The sequence below is a fragment of the Paraburkholderia sp. 35.1 genome (assembly GCF_050436525.1).
Lineage (GTDB): Bacteria > Pseudomonadota > Gammaproteobacteria > Burkholderiales > Burkholderiaceae > Paraburkholderia > Paraburkholderia tuberum.
The window spans coordinates 3,669,763-3,686,392 of record NZ_JBNDMJ010000003.1; the positions used below are offsets into that span (position 1 = coordinate 3,669,763).

General features: G+C 65.2%; 13 protein-coding genes and 1 pseudogene. 12 read left to right on the forward strand and 2 right to left on the reverse strand.

Going from position 1 to position 16,630, the window contains the following annotated elements; genetic code table 11:
• Window positions 1–68: 68 nt before the first annotated feature.
• Window positions 69–881: an ABC transporter ATP-binding protein gene (locus OKW27_RS37225; RefSeq protein WP_184064908.1), complete on the forward strand. Its 813-nt coding sequence runs from the start codon at window positions 69–71 to the stop codon at window positions 879–881.
• A 71-nt stretch (window positions 882–952) separates the two neighbouring features.
• Complete coding sequence (locus OKW27_RS37230; protein ID WP_090804632.1) at window positions 953–1,777, forward strand: ABC transporter permease; 825 nt, start codon at window positions 953–955, stop codon at window positions 1,775–1,777.
• Window positions 1,778–1,855: 78 nt separating this feature from the next.
• Here the strand turns inward: OKW27_RS37230 and OKW27_RS37235 are convergent, their stop codons facing one another.
• Window positions 1,856–2,830 carry an NADPH:quinone oxidoreductase family protein gene (locus OKW27_RS37235; RefSeq protein ID WP_429336383.1) on the reverse strand — a complete coding sequence of 325 codons (975 nt, stop codon included), beginning with the start codon at window positions 2,828–2,830 and terminating at the stop codon, window positions 1,856–1,858.
• A 344-nt stretch (window positions 2,831–3,174) separates the two neighbouring features.
• On the opposite strand from OKW27_RS37235, the gene surE reads away from it, so the two are divergent.
• From surE to rlmD, 6 genes are all read left to right on the forward strand, one after another.
• Window positions 3,175–3,933 carry a 5'/3'-nucleotidase SurE gene (gene surE / locus OKW27_RS37240; RefSeq protein WP_429336384.1) on the forward strand — a complete coding sequence of 253 codons (759 nt, stop codon included), beginning with the start codon at window positions 3,175–3,177 and terminating at the stop codon, window positions 3,931–3,933.
• A complete protein-coding gene (locus tag OKW27_RS37245; protein WP_429336385.1) occupies window positions 3,930–5,141 on the forward strand; it encodes a protein-L-isoaspartate(D-aspartate) O-methyltransferase in 1,212 nt (403 codons plus the stop codon). The genes surE and OKW27_RS37245 overlap by 4 nt, the downstream gene beginning before the upstream one ends.
• 5 nt (window positions 5,142–5,146) lie before the next feature.
• Window positions 5,147–6,097: a peptidoglycan DD-metalloendopeptidase family protein gene (locus tag OKW27_RS37250; RefSeq protein ID WP_090804640.1), complete on the forward strand. Its 951-nt coding sequence runs from the start codon at window positions 5,147–5,149 to the stop codon at window positions 6,095–6,097.
• 11 nt (window positions 6,098–6,108) lie between these two features.
• Window positions 6,109–7,197 carry an RNA polymerase sigma factor RpoS gene (gene rpoS / locus OKW27_RS37255; RefSeq protein ID WP_429336386.1) on the forward strand — a complete coding sequence of 363 codons (1,089 nt, stop codon included), beginning with the start codon at window positions 6,109–6,111 and terminating at the stop codon, window positions 7,195–7,197.
• Between the two features lie 4 nt (window positions 7,198–7,201).
• The gene (locus OKW27_RS37260) at window positions 7,202–7,978 is read left to right on the forward strand and encodes a 3'-5' exonuclease (RefSeq protein ID WP_429336387.1); all 777 of its coding nucleotides are present in this window, start codon (window positions 7,202–7,204) and stop codon (window positions 7,976–7,978) included.
• 149 nt (window positions 7,979–8,127) lie between these two features.
• Window positions 8,128–9,558 carry a 23S rRNA (uracil(1939)-C(5))-methyltransferase RlmD gene (gene rlmD, locus OKW27_RS37265; protein ID WP_429336388.1) on the forward strand — a complete coding sequence of 477 codons (1,431 nt, stop codon included), beginning with the start codon at window positions 8,128–8,130 and terminating at the stop codon, window positions 9,556–9,558.
• A 93-nt stretch (window positions 9,559–9,651) separates the two neighbouring features.
• On the opposite strand, the gene OKW27_RS37270 is transcribed toward rlmD, so the two are convergent.
• Window positions 9,652–10,512 (reverse strand): outer membrane protein assembly factor BamD, encoded by an 861-nt coding sequence (locus OKW27_RS37270; RefSeq protein WP_090804648.1) that lies wholly within the window; start codon window positions 10,510–10,512, stop codon window positions 9,652–9,654.
• Between the two features lie 38 nt (window positions 10,513–10,550).
• Here OKW27_RS37270 and OKW27_RS37275 point away from each other — a divergent pair, with 38 nt between their 5' ends.
• From OKW27_RS37275 to OKW27_RS37290, 4 genes and pseudogenes are all read left to right on the forward strand, one after another.
• Window positions 10,551–11,801 carry an RluA family pseudouridine synthase gene (locus tag OKW27_RS37275; RefSeq protein WP_429336389.1) on the forward strand — a complete coding sequence of 417 codons (1,251 nt, stop codon included), beginning with the start codon at window positions 10,551–10,553 and terminating at the stop codon, window positions 11,799–11,801.
• Window positions 11,798–12,662: pseudogene (gene pgeF / locus OKW27_RS37280) on the forward strand (peptidoglycan editing factor PgeF). Before OKW27_RS37275 ends, pgeF begins: the two are co-directional and overlap by 4 nt.
• A gap of 630 nt (window positions 12,663–13,292) precedes the next feature.
• Complete coding sequence (gene phaC / locus OKW27_RS37285) at window positions 13,293–15,107, forward strand: class I poly(R)-hydroxyalkanoic acid synthase (RefSeq protein ID WP_429336640.1); 1,815 nt, start codon at window positions 13,293–13,295, stop codon at window positions 15,105–15,107.
• Between the two features lie 196 nt (window positions 15,108–15,303).
• Entirely contained in the window at window positions 15,304–16,485 is a 1,182-nt protein-coding gene (locus OKW27_RS37290) for an acetyl-CoA C-acetyltransferase (RefSeq protein WP_090805745.1), read from the forward strand.
• The last annotated feature ends 145 nt before the right edge of the window (window positions 16,486–16,630 follow it).

The following is a 16,630-nucleotide window of genomic DNA, read 5'->3' on the forward strand; positions in this document are numbered from 1 at the left end:
CCACAGCCGTCGCCCCAGCGTCGCCGCGACAACTCCCCGCTAACCCGATTCCCGAAGCGAGCCGTACGATGACCGTTGCCGCCCTGGCGCTCGAAAACATCACCTGCACGTTCGCCGCGCGTGACAACCGCGCACAGCGCTACACGGCAGTTAAGGACACGACGCTGCGCATCGAGCCCGGCGAGTTCGTGTCGGTCGTCGGGCCGACTGGCTGCGGCAAGTCCACGCTGCTGAACATCGGCGCGGGGCTGCTCCAGCCGTCGGCGGGCGGCGTCAGCGTGTTCGGCGAACAGCTCAGTGGCCTGAATCGCCGTGCGGGCTATATGTTCCAGGCAGATGCGCTGATGCCGTGGCGCTCGGCGCTCGACAACGTGATGGCCGGCCTGTCGTTTCACCGCGTGCCGGCCTCGGAAGCGCGCGCGAAGGCCGAAGAGTGGTTGAAGCGTGTCGGTCTCGGCGGCTTCGGCGACCGCTATCCGCATCAGTTGTCGGGCGGCATGCGCAAGCGCGTCGCGATGGCGCAGACGCTGATCCTCGACCCCGACATCATCCTCATGGACGAGCCGTTTTCCGCGCTGGATATTCAAACGCGGCAGTTGATGGAAAACGAGCTGCTCGATCTCTGGGCCGCGAAGCGCAAGGCCGTGCTGTTTATTACGCACGATCTCGACGAAGCGATCGCGATGTCGGACCGCGTGGTGGTACTGTCGGCCGGGCCTGCGACGCATCCGATCGGCGAGTTCCGGATCGATCTGCCGCGGCCGCGCGATGTCGCCGAAATCCGTTCGCATCCGCGCTTCGTCGAGTTGCATGCGCAGCTCTGGGGAGTGCTGCGCGACGAGGTGCTCAAGGGTTATCAGCAGCAACTGACCGCTGTTTAAATGTGCCGCGCATGCCCGCCTGCGCATCGAAAAGAAGACGTGTTCAATAATCGTCCAAGGCAAACCAAGTCATGTGGAAGACGTTGCGCCCGAGCCGGGCGAATCTGGTGATCTGGCAGTGGCTGCTGCTCGTGCTGTGCTTCGTGCTGTGGTACGTGCTGACGAGCCCGACGCTGATACCGCCGTTCTATTTCGACGATCCGAACAAGGCGGCGTTTTTCTTTGGCGAGCCGCAGAAAGTACTGCAGCGGATCTGGGAATGGTTCACGGGCGGCGAGATCTATCTGCATCTGTGGATCACGCTCGTCGAGACCGTGCTCGCGTTCGTCTTTGGCACCACGATCGGGCTCGGCGTCGGCCTGTGGCTCGCGCTCGCGCCGACCGCGAGCGCGCTGTTCGATCCGTACGTGAAGGCCGCGAACTCGATGCCGCGCGTGATTCTCGCGCCGATCTTCGGCGTGTGGTTCGGCCTCGGCATCTGGTCGAAGGTCGCGCTCGGCGTCACGCTGGTGTTCTTCATCGTGTTCTTCAACGTCTACCAGGGCGTGAAGGAAGTGAGCCCGGTCGTGCTCGCGAACGCGCGCATGCTCGGCGCGAACCGCAAACAGCTGCTGCGTTTCGTCTATCTGCCGAGCGCGATGAGCTGGGTGTTTTCGAGCCTGCATACGTCGGTGGGGCTTGCGTTCGTCGGCTCGGTGGTGGGCGAGTATCTGGGCTCGGCGCGCGGCGTCGGCTATCTGATCCTGCAGGCCGAGGGCACCTTCGATATCAACACGGTGTTCGCGGGGATTCTGGTGTTGACCGCGTTCGCGCTGATTCTCGATGCGATCGTCGGGACCGCGGAGCGGCGTTTGATGAAGTGGCAGCCGCGCACCGGGGATACAGAGAAGTTGTGAACCTGGATCGCAAGCGGCGCGGCGGCCGAAATCGCAGTCGGCCGCCGCGCCGTTTTTGATGCTGCTTTATTGGCCGTGCTACGGCGTGATGACCACCTTGCCGATCACGCGGCGCTCGGCCATGTCGCGCAACGCGCGGCCGGTGTCGTCGAGCGAGTAGCGGGCCGACACGTAGGGCTTGAGCTTGCCTTCACGAATCCAGCCGGTCATCTGCTCGAATGCCGCGCGATTGCGCTGCGGCTCACGCTTTGCGAAGTCGCCCCAGAACACGCCGACCACGCTTGCGCCCTTGAGCAACATCAGGTTCAGCGGCAGCCTTGGAATCTCGCCATTCGCAAAGCCGACCACCAGATAACGCCCCCTCCAGCCGATGCTGCGAAACGCCGGCTCCGCATACACGCCGCCGACTGGGTCGTAGATCACGTCCGGACCTTTGCCGTCGGTGAGCGCCTTGATGCGCTCGCGCAGATCCTCGGTGTTGTAGTTGATCGTCGCGTCCGCGCCGTGCTTCACGCAGGTCGCGAGCTTTTCGTCGCTCGATGCCGCCGCGATCACGCGCGCGCCGAGCGCCTTGCCGATTTCGACCGCCGCCAGCCCGACTCCGCCGGCCGCGCCGAGCACGAGCATCGTCTCGCCCGGCTGCAGCGCGCCGCGATCGACCACCGCGTGATGCGAGGTGCCATACGCGAGCGTGAACGCGGCCGCGAGTTCGAACGGCACGTCATCGTCGAGCGGCACGCAGGCCGCGGCGGGCGCAAGCGCCTGCTCGGCAAAACCGCCGGAGCCGGTGAACGCGGCCACGCGCGAACCAGGCTTGAACTGCGTGACGCCTTCGCCCACCGCGCGCACGATGCCCGCGGCTTCCGAACCGGGCGTGAACGGCAGCGGCGGCTTGAACTGGTATTTGTTCTCGATGATCAGCACGTCGGGAAAATTGACGGCCGCGGCCTTCACGTCGATCACGACGTGGCCAGGCGGCGCTTCGAGATCCGCCAGGTTGTCGACGACCAGGCTCTCGGGCGGCCCGTACTGCTTGCAGCGAATCGCGCGCATCGTGTCTCCGTATCGTTCAGGGTTGGCACTGTTTTCGAGTGTAAAGCAAAGCGCACGACCGTGCGATTTATTGCGCTGCGGGTTACGACGTGCAGCGCGCTTTCGATGCGTCGCGCGCGCTTCTCGCGCAAGCCGTATTGCATTGCACAGCGCGAAGTACGCACAAGATGCCGATTCATCGACGGGCGCGCACGGCCGCGCGTTCAGTGCGAAGCAGCATCTTTGCGTTCGATACAAGCATCCGCGCAACTGGAAAACACTGGCTCGCACGACGCTTGTGCACGCCACGCAGACACGCCGTCCATGTCGTTCGCGTGCCATCTTTCCTCGGTTACAATCGGCGCATGCGAATCCTACTCAGCAACGACGACGGTTATCTGGCGCCGGGCCTCGCCGCGCTTTACGAAGCGCTGAAGCCGATCGCCAGCGTCACCGTGATGGCTCCCGAACAGAACTGCAGCGCCGCGTCGAATTCCCTGACGCTGTGGCGGCCGCTGTCGGTCCTGCGTTCGGCGAACGGTTTCTACTACGTGAACGGCACGCCGACCGACTCGGTGCACATCGCACTGACCGGCATGCTCGACCATACACCGGACCTGGTCGTGTCGGGTATCAACAACGGCCAGAACATGGGCGACGACACGCTGTATTCCGGCACTGTCGCAGCCGCCACCGAAGGCATCATGTTCGGGGTGCCGGCCATCGCGTTCTCGCTCGTCGACAAGGACTGGGCGCATCTCGAAGACGCGGCCCGCGTTGCCGCCGAAATCGTCGCGCATTATCTCGCGCGGCCGTTGCCGGGACATCCGCTGCTGAACGTCAATATCCCTAACCTGCCGTATGACGAACTGCGCGGCTGGCAGATCACGCGACTCGGCAAACGTCATCCGTCGCAGCCGGTGATCCGCCAGACCAATCCGCGCGGCGAACCGATCTATTGGATCGGCGCCTCGGGCCAGGCGCGCGACGCGAGCGAAGGCACGGACTTCCATGCGGTGGCCAACGGCGCCGTGTCGATCACGCCGCTGCAGCTCGATCTGACCTACACGCAAATGCTGCCTGCGGCGCGCGACTGGCTGCGCGCCGGGAGCGGCAGTTCATGACCGGCGAGCGCGCGAAGCGCTTTCCGTTAGGTCTCGAGGACCTGGTGCGCGAACCGCGCCGGCCCGAGGGACGTCCGGGTGAGATGCGCGCGGCGGCGCTCGCGGCGAGCGCGGCGTTGAACGCACGGCAGCAGTCGGCGAAACCGACGCAGGGCGGCGCGGCCGCACGGGCGCAAGCGAGGACCTCAGCTGCTGCGCAATCTACGCCGGCGACGCGACCCCAGGTGATTCCCCAGGCGAAGACGCAAAGCGCTTCGTTCGGTACGTCAACGGCGGCGACCGGTGCAATGCCGCCAAAGCCGCAGGCCGCGCCAGTCGCAAAGACAACGGCGAACTCGTTGGCTGGTGCATTGGCGGGGCAGCCTGTCAAGCAAGCACCAAAGTCGTCGGTCAAGCCAGGCAAAAACTCGACGCATGCGTCTGGCCACAGCGCACGCGCGACGCCATCGCCACTCCAGTCGCAACTGCAGCAAAGCGCGAAACCCGCGCCGAACGCCGCGTTGGCCGGTGCAATGAGCGGCGCATTCGGCGGCGCGACCAGCGGCGCGATGAACAACGCCTTGGCGCTGACCTCGGAACGGGTTCGCGAACGCATGGTCGAACGCGTGCGAGCCAATGGCGTCAGCGATCAGCGTGTGCTGAACGCGATGGCGGCGGTGCCGCGCCACATGTTCGTCGATCCGGGTCTTGCGGCCCAGGCGTACGAAGATGCCGCGCTGCCGATCGGTCATCACCAGACTATCTCGAAGCCGTCGGTGGTTGCGCGAATGATCGAACTCGCCGCGGCCGGGCGCGCGCTGAACACGGTGCTCGAAATCGGCACCGGTTGCGGCTATCAGGCGGCGGTGCTGAGCCAGGTCGCACGCGAGGTTTATTCGATCGAACGCATCAAGCCGCTGTCCGAGCGCGCGAAGACGAATCTGCGTCCGCTGCGCATTCCGAATATCCGGCTGCATTACGGCGACGGGCGGCTCGGTTTGCCGTCGGCGGCCCCGTTCGACGCGATCGTGATCGCGGCGGCCGGGCTCGACGTGCCGCAGGCGTTGCTCGAGCAGCTTGCGATCGGCGGACGTCTGGTTGCGCCGGTCGGCTCGCAGGAAGGACAGAGCCAGGTGCTGACGCTGATCGAGCGCCTCGGCCCCGCGCAATGGCGCGAGTCGCGGCTTGATCGCGTTTTCTTTGTACCCTTAAAATCCGGAGTGATTTGACACCGATGAGTATGTTGCGCGCGATGCAGAGAACCACCCCGAATACCCCCCTGACCGTAACCCAGCGCAGCGTGTGCGTGCTCGCCTTGTCCCTGTTGATGACGGCCTGTGCATCCCGGCTCGACCAGGCGCCCGTCGTCGACCGCTCCGGCGGCGGCACGCTCGCCACCGCGCAGGGCGCGGCGCAACCGGCGGTGCCGCTCGGCCCGCCGCCGCCCGGCTACTATCGCGTGAAGCCGGGCGATACGCTGTACCGCATTGCGCTCGAAAACGGCCAGAATTACCGCGACATCTCGACGTGGAACAACCTGACCAACCCGAATCAGATCGAAGTCGACCAGCTGCTGCGCGTCGTGCCGCCGGGCGCGAATACCGCGGCCATGACGCCGGGCGTGTCGACCGCGCCGATCGGCAGCACGGGCGCGGTGCAAAGCGCACCGCTGAACAACAACGCGCCGGCCGTGGTAGGCGCCGCGATGCCGCCGCTCTACGGCGGCGCGACGAACGGTACGCCCGCGAATGGTGCGGTAGCTGCGCCTCCGGCCAATCCCTCTGCGGCGAGCGCCGACGTCGGCAGCGCCGCGGCAGGCAACGTAGCATTTGCATGGCCGGTGCGCGGTCCGCTGCTCAACACGTTCAACGACTCGACCAACAAGGGCGTCAATATCGGCGGCTCCGCGGGCGAGCCGGTTAAAGCGTCAGCCGATGGTCGCGTCGTCTATGCCGGAAATGGGCTGCGTGGTTACGGCAATCTCATTATCATCAAGCATGATGCAACTTATCTCACCGCGTATGCACACAACCGCGCTTTGATGGTAAAAGAGGGGGACGCGGTTACGAAGGGGCAGAAGATCGCAGAGATGGGCAATAGCGATTCCGACCGTGTGATGTTGCATTTCGAAGTTCGCCGACAGGGTAAACCAGTCGACCCACTGAAGTATTTGCCGCCGCAATAAGCGATACGACCATGCCGAAATCGAAGCGCCGCCCGCCGCAAGCCGAGTCTGAGACGATCAGCGAAGTCACGTCTGCCGCAGTGGACGAAAGCGGCGCTTCGGAAGTGGAAGAAGAGGTCGCGGAGGAGCGCGATCCCGACGAACGCCAGAGCGGCCTCGACGAAAGCGAGAGCGCTGACGCGCGCGAAACCACCGGCGAGGCGCCGCCCGACGCCGACGATTTCCGCGCACTGCTGCAGGCCGAACTCACGGCCGACACGATCCAGCATTATCTGAATCGCATCAGCGTGAAGCCGTTGCTCACCGTCGAGGAAGAGCAGAAATATTCGCGCCTTGCCAAGGCCGGCGAGTTCGAAGCGCGGCAGGTGATGATCGAGCGCAATCTGCGGCTGGTCGTCAGCATTGCCAAGGGTTATCTGAATCGCGGCGTGCCGCTGCTCGATCTGATCGAGGAGGGCAACCTCGGCCTCATGCACGCAATCGAAAAATTCGATCCGACGCGCGGCTTCCGTTTCTCGACCTACGCGACGTGGTGGATCCGTCAGAGCATCGAGCGCGCGATCATGAACCAGGCGCGTACGGTGCGATTGCCCGTGCATGTGATTCGTGAGCTCAACCAGGTGTTGCGCGCGAAGCGCCATCTGGAAAAGAACTCGATGAATTCGGGGGAGGCGGCCGAGCGCCGCGACGCGAGCATCGACGACATCGCTTATCTGACCGGCAAGACCACCGACGAAGTCACCGACATCCTCGCGCTGAACGAGCACACCGCCTCGCTCGATGCGCCGCTCGATCTCGATCCGGCGAGCAGCCTGCTCGATCTGCTGTCGGACGACCAGAGCCAGTCGCCAGACGCCGAAGTGCAGCATCGCGAGCTCGAAACACTGACACGCGCATGGCTCGCGCGTTTGTCGGACAAGCACCGCCATGTGATCGAGCGGCGCTTCGGTCTGAATCACATCGAGCCCGCCACGCTCGAGGAGCTGGCCGACGAAATGGGCCTCACGCGCGAGCGTGTGCGCCAGATCCAACAGGAAGCGTTGGTGCGACTGAAGCGCTTCTTTGCCTCAAACGGTGTCCGCAAAGACGCCGTTCTCTGACCTGATGACACCGATTCTTGTTTTCGACATCGAGACGATTCCCGATGTCGCCGGCATCCGCCGGCTTGAAGATTTGCCCGCGTCGATGAGCGACGCCGACGTCGCCGAGCACGCGTTCGCCGCACGCCGCGAAAAAACTGGCAGCGATTTTCTGCCGCATCACCTCCAGCGGGTCGCGGCGATTTCCTGCGTGTTCCGCGACAACAACGGTTTTCGCGTGCGCTCGCTCGGTACGCCCGAGGACGGCGAGGCGACGCTCGTGCAGTCGTTCTATCGCGTGATCGAAAAGTACACGCCGCAACTCGTGTCGTGGAACGGCGGCGGTTTCGATCTGCCGGTGCTCAACTACCGCGCGCTCGTCAACGGCATCCCCGCCTACCGGTTCTGGGATCTCGGCGAGGACGACCGCGACTTCAAGTGGAACAACTACATCAGCCGCTACCACGCGCGACACACCGATCTGATGGACGTGCTCGCGATGTACCAGGCGCGCGCGAACGCGCCGCTCGACGCGCTCGCGAAGATGTGCGGCTTTCCGGGCAAGATGGGCATGGACGGCAGTCAGGTGTGGCAGGCGTTCCAGCAAGGGCGTATCGAGGAAATCCGCAATTACTGCGAGACCGACGTCGTCAATACGTACCTGCTGTATTGCCGCTTCCAACTGATGCGCGGTGGCTTTTCGCCGTCGGAGTATGCTGACGAGATCAACCTCGTGAAGAACGCGCTCGCGCTGGAAGGCGCGCCGCAGTGGGCCGAGTATCTGGCGGCGTTCGAGCAGTAAGCGCGCGCGAGCAGAGCCTGCGCCGGGGAGCCGCAATCCGGGCCGCGATCCGCACTCGCTCCGCGTGTGGTCCGCACCGCATCGCAGGCAAGCCCGGCGCTTCGTCTACAATCTCGCCTTTCCCCCATAGTTTGTCAGGAAGTCCGCAGGTGTCCCGAACTGCCCCCCAACGTCGCTCGCCGCGGCGCTCATCGAAGCATGCCAGGGCGCACGCCCCGGCGCCGGCGCCCGTCATTACCGGCAACGAACCGCTGATCGAAATCGTTTCGCTCGATATGGAAGCGCGCGGCGTGGGCCGCACCACGAGCGAAGACGGCACGCCGGGCAAGGTCGTGTTCGTCGAAGGCGCGCTGCCGGGTGAACTCGTCAGTTATTCGACGCATCGCAGCAAGCCGAAATTCGAGCAGGCCGAAGTCGTCCAGGTGTTCCGCGAAAGCGTGATCCGCACGACGCCGAAATGCACGTACTTCAACATCTGCGGCGGCTGCTCGATGCAGCATCTCGACATGCGCGCGCAGGTGGCGGTCAAGCAGCGCGTGCTCGAGGACAGCCTGCAGCATCTGGCGAAGCTGCGCCCCGAAACGGTGTTCCGGCCGATTCACGGGCCGTCCTGGGGTTATCGCTATCGCGCGCGGCTCGCGGTGCGCTACCTGCCGGAGCGCGGCGGCATGCGCATCGGCTTTCACGAGAAGAAGAGCAGCTATATCGCCGACATGAAGACCTGCGAGGTGCTGCCGCCGCATGTGTCGGCGATGCTGATGCCGCTGCGTTTCATGGTCCGCAAGCTGTCTATCTACGACCGCATGCCGCAGCTCGAGCTCGCGGTCGGCTCGTCGGTCACGGCGCTCGTCGTGCGCAACCTCGAACCGCTGACGGCCGGGGACGAGCAGGTGCTGCGCGAGTTCGCGCACGAGCACAAGGTGCAGTTCTGGATCCAGCCGGGCGGTCCCGACACGGTTACGCCGCTTTATCCTCTCGACGTACAGCTCGACTACACGCTGCCCGAATACGGCATCCGTATGCCATTCAAGCCAACTGATTTCACCCAGGTCAATCACGCGATCAACCGCGTGCTGGTGAGCCGCGCGCTGCGCCTGCTGGCGCCGGCACGCACCGACCGCGTGCTCGACCTGTTCTGCGGGATCGGCAACTTCACGCTGCCGCTCGCGCGAATCTCGCGGGAAGTGGTCGGCATCGAGGGTAGCGAAGTGCTGACCCAGCGCGCGCTCGCGAATGCGGAGCTGAATGGCGTCGCCGGGCATACGTCGTTCGCGTGCCGCAACCTGTTCGAAGTCACCGCCGACGACTTGCGCGCGCTCGGCCAGTTCGACAAGTTCCTCGTCGATCCGCCGCGCGAAGGCGCACTCGCGGTCGCGAAGGCGCTCGCGGAGATCGCGCAGAGCGGCAACGGGCCGCTGCCGACGCGCATCGTCTATGTGTCGTGCGCGCCGGCCACGCTCGCGCGCGATGCCGGGCTGCTCGTGCATGAGGCCGGCTATCGGCTGGTGGGCGCGGGCGTCGTCAATATGTTCCCGCATACGTCGCACGTGGAATCGATTGCGCTGTTCGAGCGCGATTGAGTCTCGCGGCGCGCATAAACGAAAACGCCACGACCGAGGTCGTGGCGTTTTCGTTTTCAGATGAAGGTCAGTGTGCCGTCGGCGCGTGAGGGCTCAGAACTGCCACCACGACTTCGCCGTGCCGGGCCGTGCGTGGCCGGTCACGTACGGGCTGTCGGGGAAGGTGCCGGCCAGCACGCGACGAGTGTCGTCGGCGAGTTGCTGGTTGTTCAGCTTCTCGTACGACAGGATCATGATGTGCAGCGCGTCTTCGATGGCCGGCGCGTTCTTGTACTCGCGCAATGCGAGCTGCGCACGGTTGATGGCGGCGACATAGGCGCCGCGGCGATAGTAGTAGTCCGCGGCGTGGACTTCGTGCGATGCGAGCGCATTCACGATGTAGCGCATGCGCTGCGCGGCGTCCGCCGCGTACTTGCTGTTCGGGAAACGGTCCACCACGACCTTGAACGCGTCATACGACTCGCGCAGCGACTTCGGATCGCGCTCGCTCATATCCTGGCCCGAGAAGCGGCCGAACAGACCGAGGTCGTCGTTGAAGTGGATCATGCCCTTCAGGTAATACGCGTAGGCGATGTCCGGATGATCCGGGTGCAGCTGGATGAAGCGGTCGATGGCCTGGTCGGCGGCGGCGTTTTCGTTGTCTTTCCAGTTGCAGTACGCGACGTTGATCTGCGCCTGCTGGGCGAAGTGGCCGAACGGGTCGCGGCCCTCGAGCAGCTCGAAATACTTCGCGCACTTGCCCCAGTCGCCACCGGTCAGGGCGTCGTTCGCCTCCGTATATAATTTGTTGTTGTTCCACGCTGCCGTTTCGTCGGTCTTCTCCGGCAGGCCGTGGCAAGCCGCAACAGCGACGACGGCCGCGGCGCACGCAATGTATCCGGCCACTTTCCGGGCCGCCTTCTTGATGGCCGCCAAATTGATCGCCGCTTCAGTGATGGTGTTCAAGGCTCGCATTTTCCAGTCTAGCTTTACGTCCAGGTGACCCAGATTCAATGACCCGCTCAAATACTCCAGGCGCCGCAGGCGCCGGGAATAGCAACGAAGATTATAGCGTAAGCGCCGACCCGGCCGACGCGTCGGGCGTCGATTCCCTCAACGACGATTTCTCCAGCGACGCGCTCGCCGCAAGCAGCCCGCAAGGCTCTGCGGCCGCGGCGGCACCCGTGCCCGTGCGCGCGGCCGACGAAGCGCCGCGCAGCGTCGTGGTACCCGACGAACTGGCCGGCGAGCGCCTCGACAAGGTGCTCGCCAAAGTGTTCCCGGAGTTCTCGCGCAGCCGTCTGCAAAGCTGGATCGAGGCGCAGCGGGTGCGCGTCGACGGCAAGGCGGCGAAGATCCGCCAGCCGGTGCCGCTTGGCGCGACGATCGAGCTCGTGCCCGATCTGCTGCCCGAGCAGCTCGCCTTCACGCCCGAGCCGGTGCCGCTCGACATCGTCTACGAGGACGACACGCTCGTCGTCATCAACAAGCCGGCCGGCATGGTCGTGCATCCGGCGGCTGGCAACTGGAGCGGCACCGTGCTGAACGGGCTGCTCTACCGCTATGGCGAGTCCGCGGCGGGTCTGCCGCGCGCGGGCATCGTGCATCGGCTCGACAAGGAGACCTCGGGGCTGATGGTGGTCGCGCGCACGCTCGAGGCGCAGACCGACCTCGTGCGCCAGTTGCAGGCGCGCACGGTCAAGCGCCGCTACCTCGCGCTCGTGTGGGGCAACCTGCCCGACGAAGGCACGATCGACGCGCCGATCGGCCGCGATCCGCGCGAGCGCACGCGCATGGCCGTGGTGACGGGCGCGGCCGGCAAGCCGGCGCGCACGCATTTCCGGCGCGTGGCCTCGGCGATCTGGCAGCGTCAGCCGGTCACGGCGATTCACTGCGATCTGGAGACGGGGCGCACGCATCAGATTCGCGTGCATTGCGCGCACATCGGTCATCCGTTGCTCGGCGATCCCGTGTACGGACGCGCGCGCGGCAAGCGCTCGGTCACGCCGCTGCCAGACGGCTTCGCGCGCCAGGCGCTGCACGCGTGGCGGCTCGGCCTGATTCATCCGAAGACCGGCCGCTCGATGCAATGGCGCGCCGAGGTGCCGGCCGACATCGAGGCGTTGTCGGCCGCGCTCGGTCTGGGTCGCGACGACGCGGGCGAGTTCGACGATGCGTATGGCGAGGATGAGGACTACGATGCATCGGTCGACGACGGCGCGTACGATGAAGACAGCGACCACGACGAGGACGATCACGCATGAGCACCAATCTCCCGGAGCTGGGTTTTGCCGATGTCGTGCAACCCGCATGGAACGTGTCGCCGCGCGTGCGCGCGCTCGTGACCACCCGCGACGGCGGCGTCAGCAACGCGCCGTTCGGCCGCTGGCGCGACGGCGCCGACCAGCCCGGCGGGCTGAAATCTGGGCATGAAGACCGGCGACGATCCCGCCGCGGTCGCGAGCAATCGCGCACGGCTCGTCGCGCTTGCCGGTGTTCGCGAGGCCGCGTGGCTCGAACAGATCCATGGCGCCGGCATCGTCCGCGCCGAGGATGCGATCGCGCACGCGCGCGACCATGGTGCGCCGGCGCGCGCCGACGCGAGCGTCACCGATGGCGTGGGCATCGCGTGCGTCGTCATGGTCGCCGATTGCATGCCGGTGCTGTTGTGCGACGAAGCGGGGCGCGCGGTCGGCGCCGCGCATGCCGGGTGGCGCGGACTCGCGGCGGGCATCGTCGAGCAGACCGCCGCGCGGGTCGCGGCGCTGGCGGGTGTGCGGGCGAGCGCGCTGCATGCGTACCTCGGGCCGTCGATCGGGCCCACCGCATTCGAAGTCGGCGCAGACGTGCGTGACGCCTTCATGACCGGTGCCGACGATGCACAACGCGACGCGACCGCGCAGGCGTTCGTCGCGCATCCCGCGAATGCCGGCAAATATCTCGCCGATCTGCCGGCGCTGGCGCGCCTGCGCCTGCAGCGGCTCGGCCTTACGCGCATCAGCGGCGGCGATCTGTGCACGGTCACGTTGCGCGAGCGTTTTTATTCGTATCGCCGTGATCGCGAGACCGGTCGCATGGCCGCGTTGATCTGGATCGACGAACAGGCGCAATCAATTGCCGATTAATTCGGGATGGCGCGCGGGCGCATCTTGTCATACTTTTAAAATCGAGCCGTGGTTTCATTTCGCGTGAATGCGCACCGGGTCGTTATTCGCGAATGCCACTGCCGACCCGTCGCTGACGGCCCGTTCCGCAGGCTTCACACGCATTTTTTGTTGCGCTGCCGGAAGGCATTTTTTGTTGCGCTGCCGGAAGGCCCGCCGATAGCGCGAATCGCCCGCCGGCTGTGTGGGCGACCGAACGAATAAATATGCTTAAGTGCAATGCGCCCTTGGAGTTTTTCGGATTTACCCGCGGCAGGGTCATTTGACTCGTTAAAGCGCGATTTGCCATACAGGGAAAACGATAATTAAAAAACTATCGCACTGCGGCAAAATCGGGAGCAAGCATTGACATGCCTTGTGATGGGGAGCAAGAATGTTCCTTCTAAGCTCCTCGTCGTTCATGGGACAGGGCGTGACGAAGTCGCGAGCAATCGCCACGTGCGCACGGACCTGCCTCTCAACCCGTCCGCAAGGACTTACCGGTCAAAAGCAGGTATGGCAGCATCTCATTCCTCAGCTTCCCCCAGCACCGACTCCTCGAAGGAGCAGACGCAGCAGGCCGGTACGAGCGGTGCATCGTCAGCCGCAGGCATGCAGCAATTTCTCGACGCCTGGATGAACGCCTGGCGTTCGTTCGGCGCGCAGCCCAATGGCACGGCATTTCAGATGCCCTCAATGCCGCAGATGCCGGACCTTGCACAGATAACGGCGGGCTTCCCGCAAATACCGGCATTTCCCGGCATGCCCGACTTCAGCAAGCTGGCCGCCGGTGCGTTGCCGTCGTTGCCGGGGCTGAGCATTCCCACCGCCGCGATTCCGCCCGAGCGTTTGCAGAAGCTGCAGACCGACTATTCGCGCGAGGCGATGGAGCTGATCCAGCAGGCCACCACGTCGGCGATCAAAGCGCCCGAGCTCAAGGACCGGCGCTTTAGCGCGGACGCCTGGAGCGCGGCGCCCGCCTACGCGTTCACCGCCGCGTGGTATCTGCTGAACGCGCGCTATCTGCAGCAGATGGTCGATGCGCTCGATACCCAGCCGAAAACCCGCGAGCGCATTCGCTTCGCGGTCCAGCAGTGGACCGCGGCGGCCTCGCCGAGCAACTTCTTCGCGCTGAATCCCGAAGCGCAGAAAACGCTGCTCGACAGTAAAGGCGAGAGCTTGCGCCAGGGCGTGATGAACCTTCTCACCGATATGCAGCGCGGCAAGATTTCCCAAACCGACGAATCGCGTTTCGCGGTCGGCGAGAACCTCGCGAACACCGAAGGCTCGGTCGTGTTCGAGAACGATCTGCTGCAACTGATCCAGTACAAGCCGCGCACGGCGACCGTGCGCGAGCGGCCGCTCCTGATCGTGCCGCCGTGCATCAACAAGTACTACATTCTCGACCTGCAACCCGAAAACTCGCTCGTCGCGCACGGGCTTGATTCGGGCCATCAGGTGTTCCTGATTTCGTGGCGCAACGCGGATCAGTCCATCGCGCACAAGACGTGGGACGACTACATCGGCGAGGGTGTGCTCACCTCGATCGACACCGTGCGCAAGATCAGCGGCCGCGAGCAGATCAATACGCTCGGCTTTTGCGTCGGCGGCACGATGCTCGCCACCGCGCTCGCGGTGGCTGCGGCGCGCGGCGAACATCCGGCCGCGTCGATGACGCTGCTCACCGCGATGCTCGACTTCTCCGACACGGGCGTGCTCGACGTGTTCGTCGACGAGGCGCACGTGCAGATGCGCGAGCAGAGCATCGGCGGCAAGAACGGCGCGCCGCCGGGACTGATGCGCGGCGTCGAGTTCGCGAACACGTTCTCGTTCCTGCGCCCGAACGACCTCGTGTGGAACTACGTCGTCGACAGTTACCTGAAGGGCCGCACGCCGGTACCGTTCGACCTGCTGTACTGGAACAGCGACTCGACCAGTCTGCCTGGGCCGATGTACGTCTGGTATCTGCGCAACACGTATCTCGAGAACAAGCTGCGCGAGCCCGGTGCGCTGACCACCTGCGGCGAGCCGATCGATCTGTCGAAGATCGACGTGCCGACCTTCATCTACGGTTCGCGCGAAGACCATATCGTGCCGTGGCAAACCGCGTATGCGTCGGCGCCGCTGCTGACCGGGCCGCTAAAGTTCGTGCTCGGCGCATCGGGCCATATCGCCGGCGTGATCAATCCGCCCGCGAAGAAAAAGCGCAGCTTCTGGAAGCTCGATACCGACGCGAACACGCTGCCCGAAAGCGCGGACGAATGGTTCGACGCGGCGACCGAAGTGCCCGGCAGCTGGTGGCCGGAATGGACCGACTGGCTCGATCAGTACGGCGGCAAGAAAGTGAAGCCGCGCGCCAATTTGGGCTCCGACGAATTCCCGGTCATCGAGCCGGCGCCGGGCCGCTACGTGCGGCAACGGGAGTAGGTTCACGCACAGGCTCGACGCGCGCGTACGACATTGCTGTCGACGTCGGCATAGTGCGCAGTCGGCCGGTGCATAGGTGTTTGGCAGGTGAATGAGCGTCTGGTTGATGAAGGCGTGAGAGCAACGCAAGTTGCAACGCAATTTTTAACGTAACGGGCTGTGGCGCAGTTGGCCGGGATGCCCGGAGGATATGGAAATGACTGATGTTGTGATCGTATCGGCCGCTCGTACTGCAGTGGGCAAGTTTGGTGGGTCGCTGGCGAAGATTGCCGCACCTGAACTCGGCGCGCTCGCGGTGCGCGCCGTGCTCGAACGGGCAGGCGTGAAGCCGGAACAGGTGAGCGAAGTTATTCTGGGCCAGGTGCTGACGGCGGGCTCCGGTCAGAACCCCGCGCGTCAGGCGCTGATCAAGGCGGGTTTGCCGTCGGCCGTGCCGGGCATGACGATCAACAAGGTCTGCGGCTCAGGTCTGAAGGCCGTGATGCTCGCGGCCAACGCGATCATCGCCGGTGACGCGGACATCGTCGTGGCAGGCGGCCAGGAAAACATGAGCGCCGCGCCGCACGTGCTGCCGGGTTCGCGCGACGGTTTCCGCATGGGCGACGCGAAGCTGATCGACTCGATGATCGTCGACGGCCTGTGGGACGTCTACAACCAGTACCACATGGGCGTGACGGCCGAGAACGTCGCGAAGGAGCACGGCATCACGCGCGAACAGCAGGACGCGTTCGCGGCGCTGTCGCAGAACAAGGCGGAAGCCGCGCAGAAGGCGGGGCGCTTCAACGACGAAATCGTGCCGGTCGAGATTCCGCAACGCAAGGGCGAGCCGCTGCGCTTCACCACCGACGAATTCGTGCGTCATGGCGTGACGGCCGAATCACTCGCGAGCCTGAAGCCGGCGTTCTCGAAGGAAGGCACGGTCACGGCGGCCAACGCATCGGGTCTGAACGACGGCGCAGCCGCGGTGCTCGTGATGTCGCTGAAAAAAGCGGAAGCGCTCGGCCTCACGCCGCTCGCGCGCATCAAGGCATACGCGAACGCGGGTGTCGATCCGAAGGTGATGGGTATGGGCCCGGTACCGGCTTCGCGCCGTTGCCTCGAGCGCGCGGGCTGGACGCCGGCCGATCTCGACCTGATGGAAATCAACGAAGCGTTTGCCGCGCAGGCGCTCGCCGTGCACAAGCAGATGGGCTGGGACACGTCGAAGATCAACGTGAACGGCGGCGCGATCGCGATCGGCCACCCGATCGGCGCGTCCGGTTGCCGGATTCTCGTCACGCTGCTGCACGAAATGCAGAAGCGCGATGCGAAGAAGGGTCTGGCGTCGCTGTGTATCGGCGGCGGCATGGGTGTCGCGCTCGCGGTCGAGCGCGTTTAAAGTACGCTGGGTACGCCGCGCGCATTCGCGACCGGTCGCGCGCGGTCTTCGCCGGCACAGGCATCTGGCCGCGCGGCACGCCAACTGGCGGCGCGGCGCGGCGCGTTGCAACAGGTGACTCGTGTCGGGAGTGCGCGTTGCCAGA

Excerpts from the sequence above, each read along its gene's own strand:
- OKW27_RS37225 (WP_184064908.1), top strand. The coding sequence starts at position 69 with ATGACCGTTGCCGCCCTGGCGCTCGAAAACATCACCTGCACGTTCGCC.
- OKW27_RS37230 (WP_090804632.1), top strand. The coding sequence starts at position 953 with ATGTGGAAGACGTTGCGCCCGAGCCGGGCGAATCTGGTGATCTGGCAG.
- OKW27_RS37235 (WP_429336383.1), bottom strand. The coding sequence starts at position 2,830 with ATGCGCGCGATTCGCTGCAAGCAGTACGGGCCGCCCGAGAGCCTGGTC.
- surE (WP_429336384.1), top strand. The coding sequence starts at position 3,175 with ATGCGAATCCTACTCAGCAACGACGACGGTTATCTGGCGCCGGGCCTC.
- OKW27_RS37245 (WP_429336385.1), top strand. The coding sequence starts at position 3,930 with ATGACCGGCGAGCGCGCGAAGCGCTTTCCGTTAGGTCTCGAGGACCTG.
- OKW27_RS37250 (WP_090804640.1), top strand. The coding sequence starts at position 5,147 with ATGAGTATGTTGCGCGCGATGCAGAGAACCACCCCGAATACCCCCCTG.
- rpoS (WP_429336386.1), top strand. The coding sequence starts at position 6,109 with ATGCCGAAATCGAAGCGCCGCCCGCCGCAAGCCGAGTCTGAGACGATC.
- OKW27_RS37260 (WP_429336387.1), top strand. The coding sequence starts at position 7,202 with ATGACACCGATTCTTGTTTTCGACATCGAGACGATTCCCGATGTCGCC.
- OKW27_RS37270 (WP_090804648.1), bottom strand. The coding sequence starts at position 10,512 with ATGCGAGCCTTGAACACCATCACTGAAGCGGCGATCAATTTGGCGGCC.
- OKW27_RS37275 (WP_429336389.1), top strand. The coding sequence starts at position 10,551 with ATGACCCGCTCAAATACTCCAGGCGCCGCAGGCGCCGGGAATAGCAAC.
- phaC (WP_429336640.1), top strand. The coding sequence starts at position 13,293 with ATGCAGCAATTTCTCGACGCCTGGATGAACGCCTGGCGTTCGTTCGGC.
- OKW27_RS37290 (WP_090805745.1), top strand. The coding sequence starts at position 15,304 with ATGACTGATGTTGTGATCGTATCGGCCGCTCGTACTGCAGTGGGCAAG.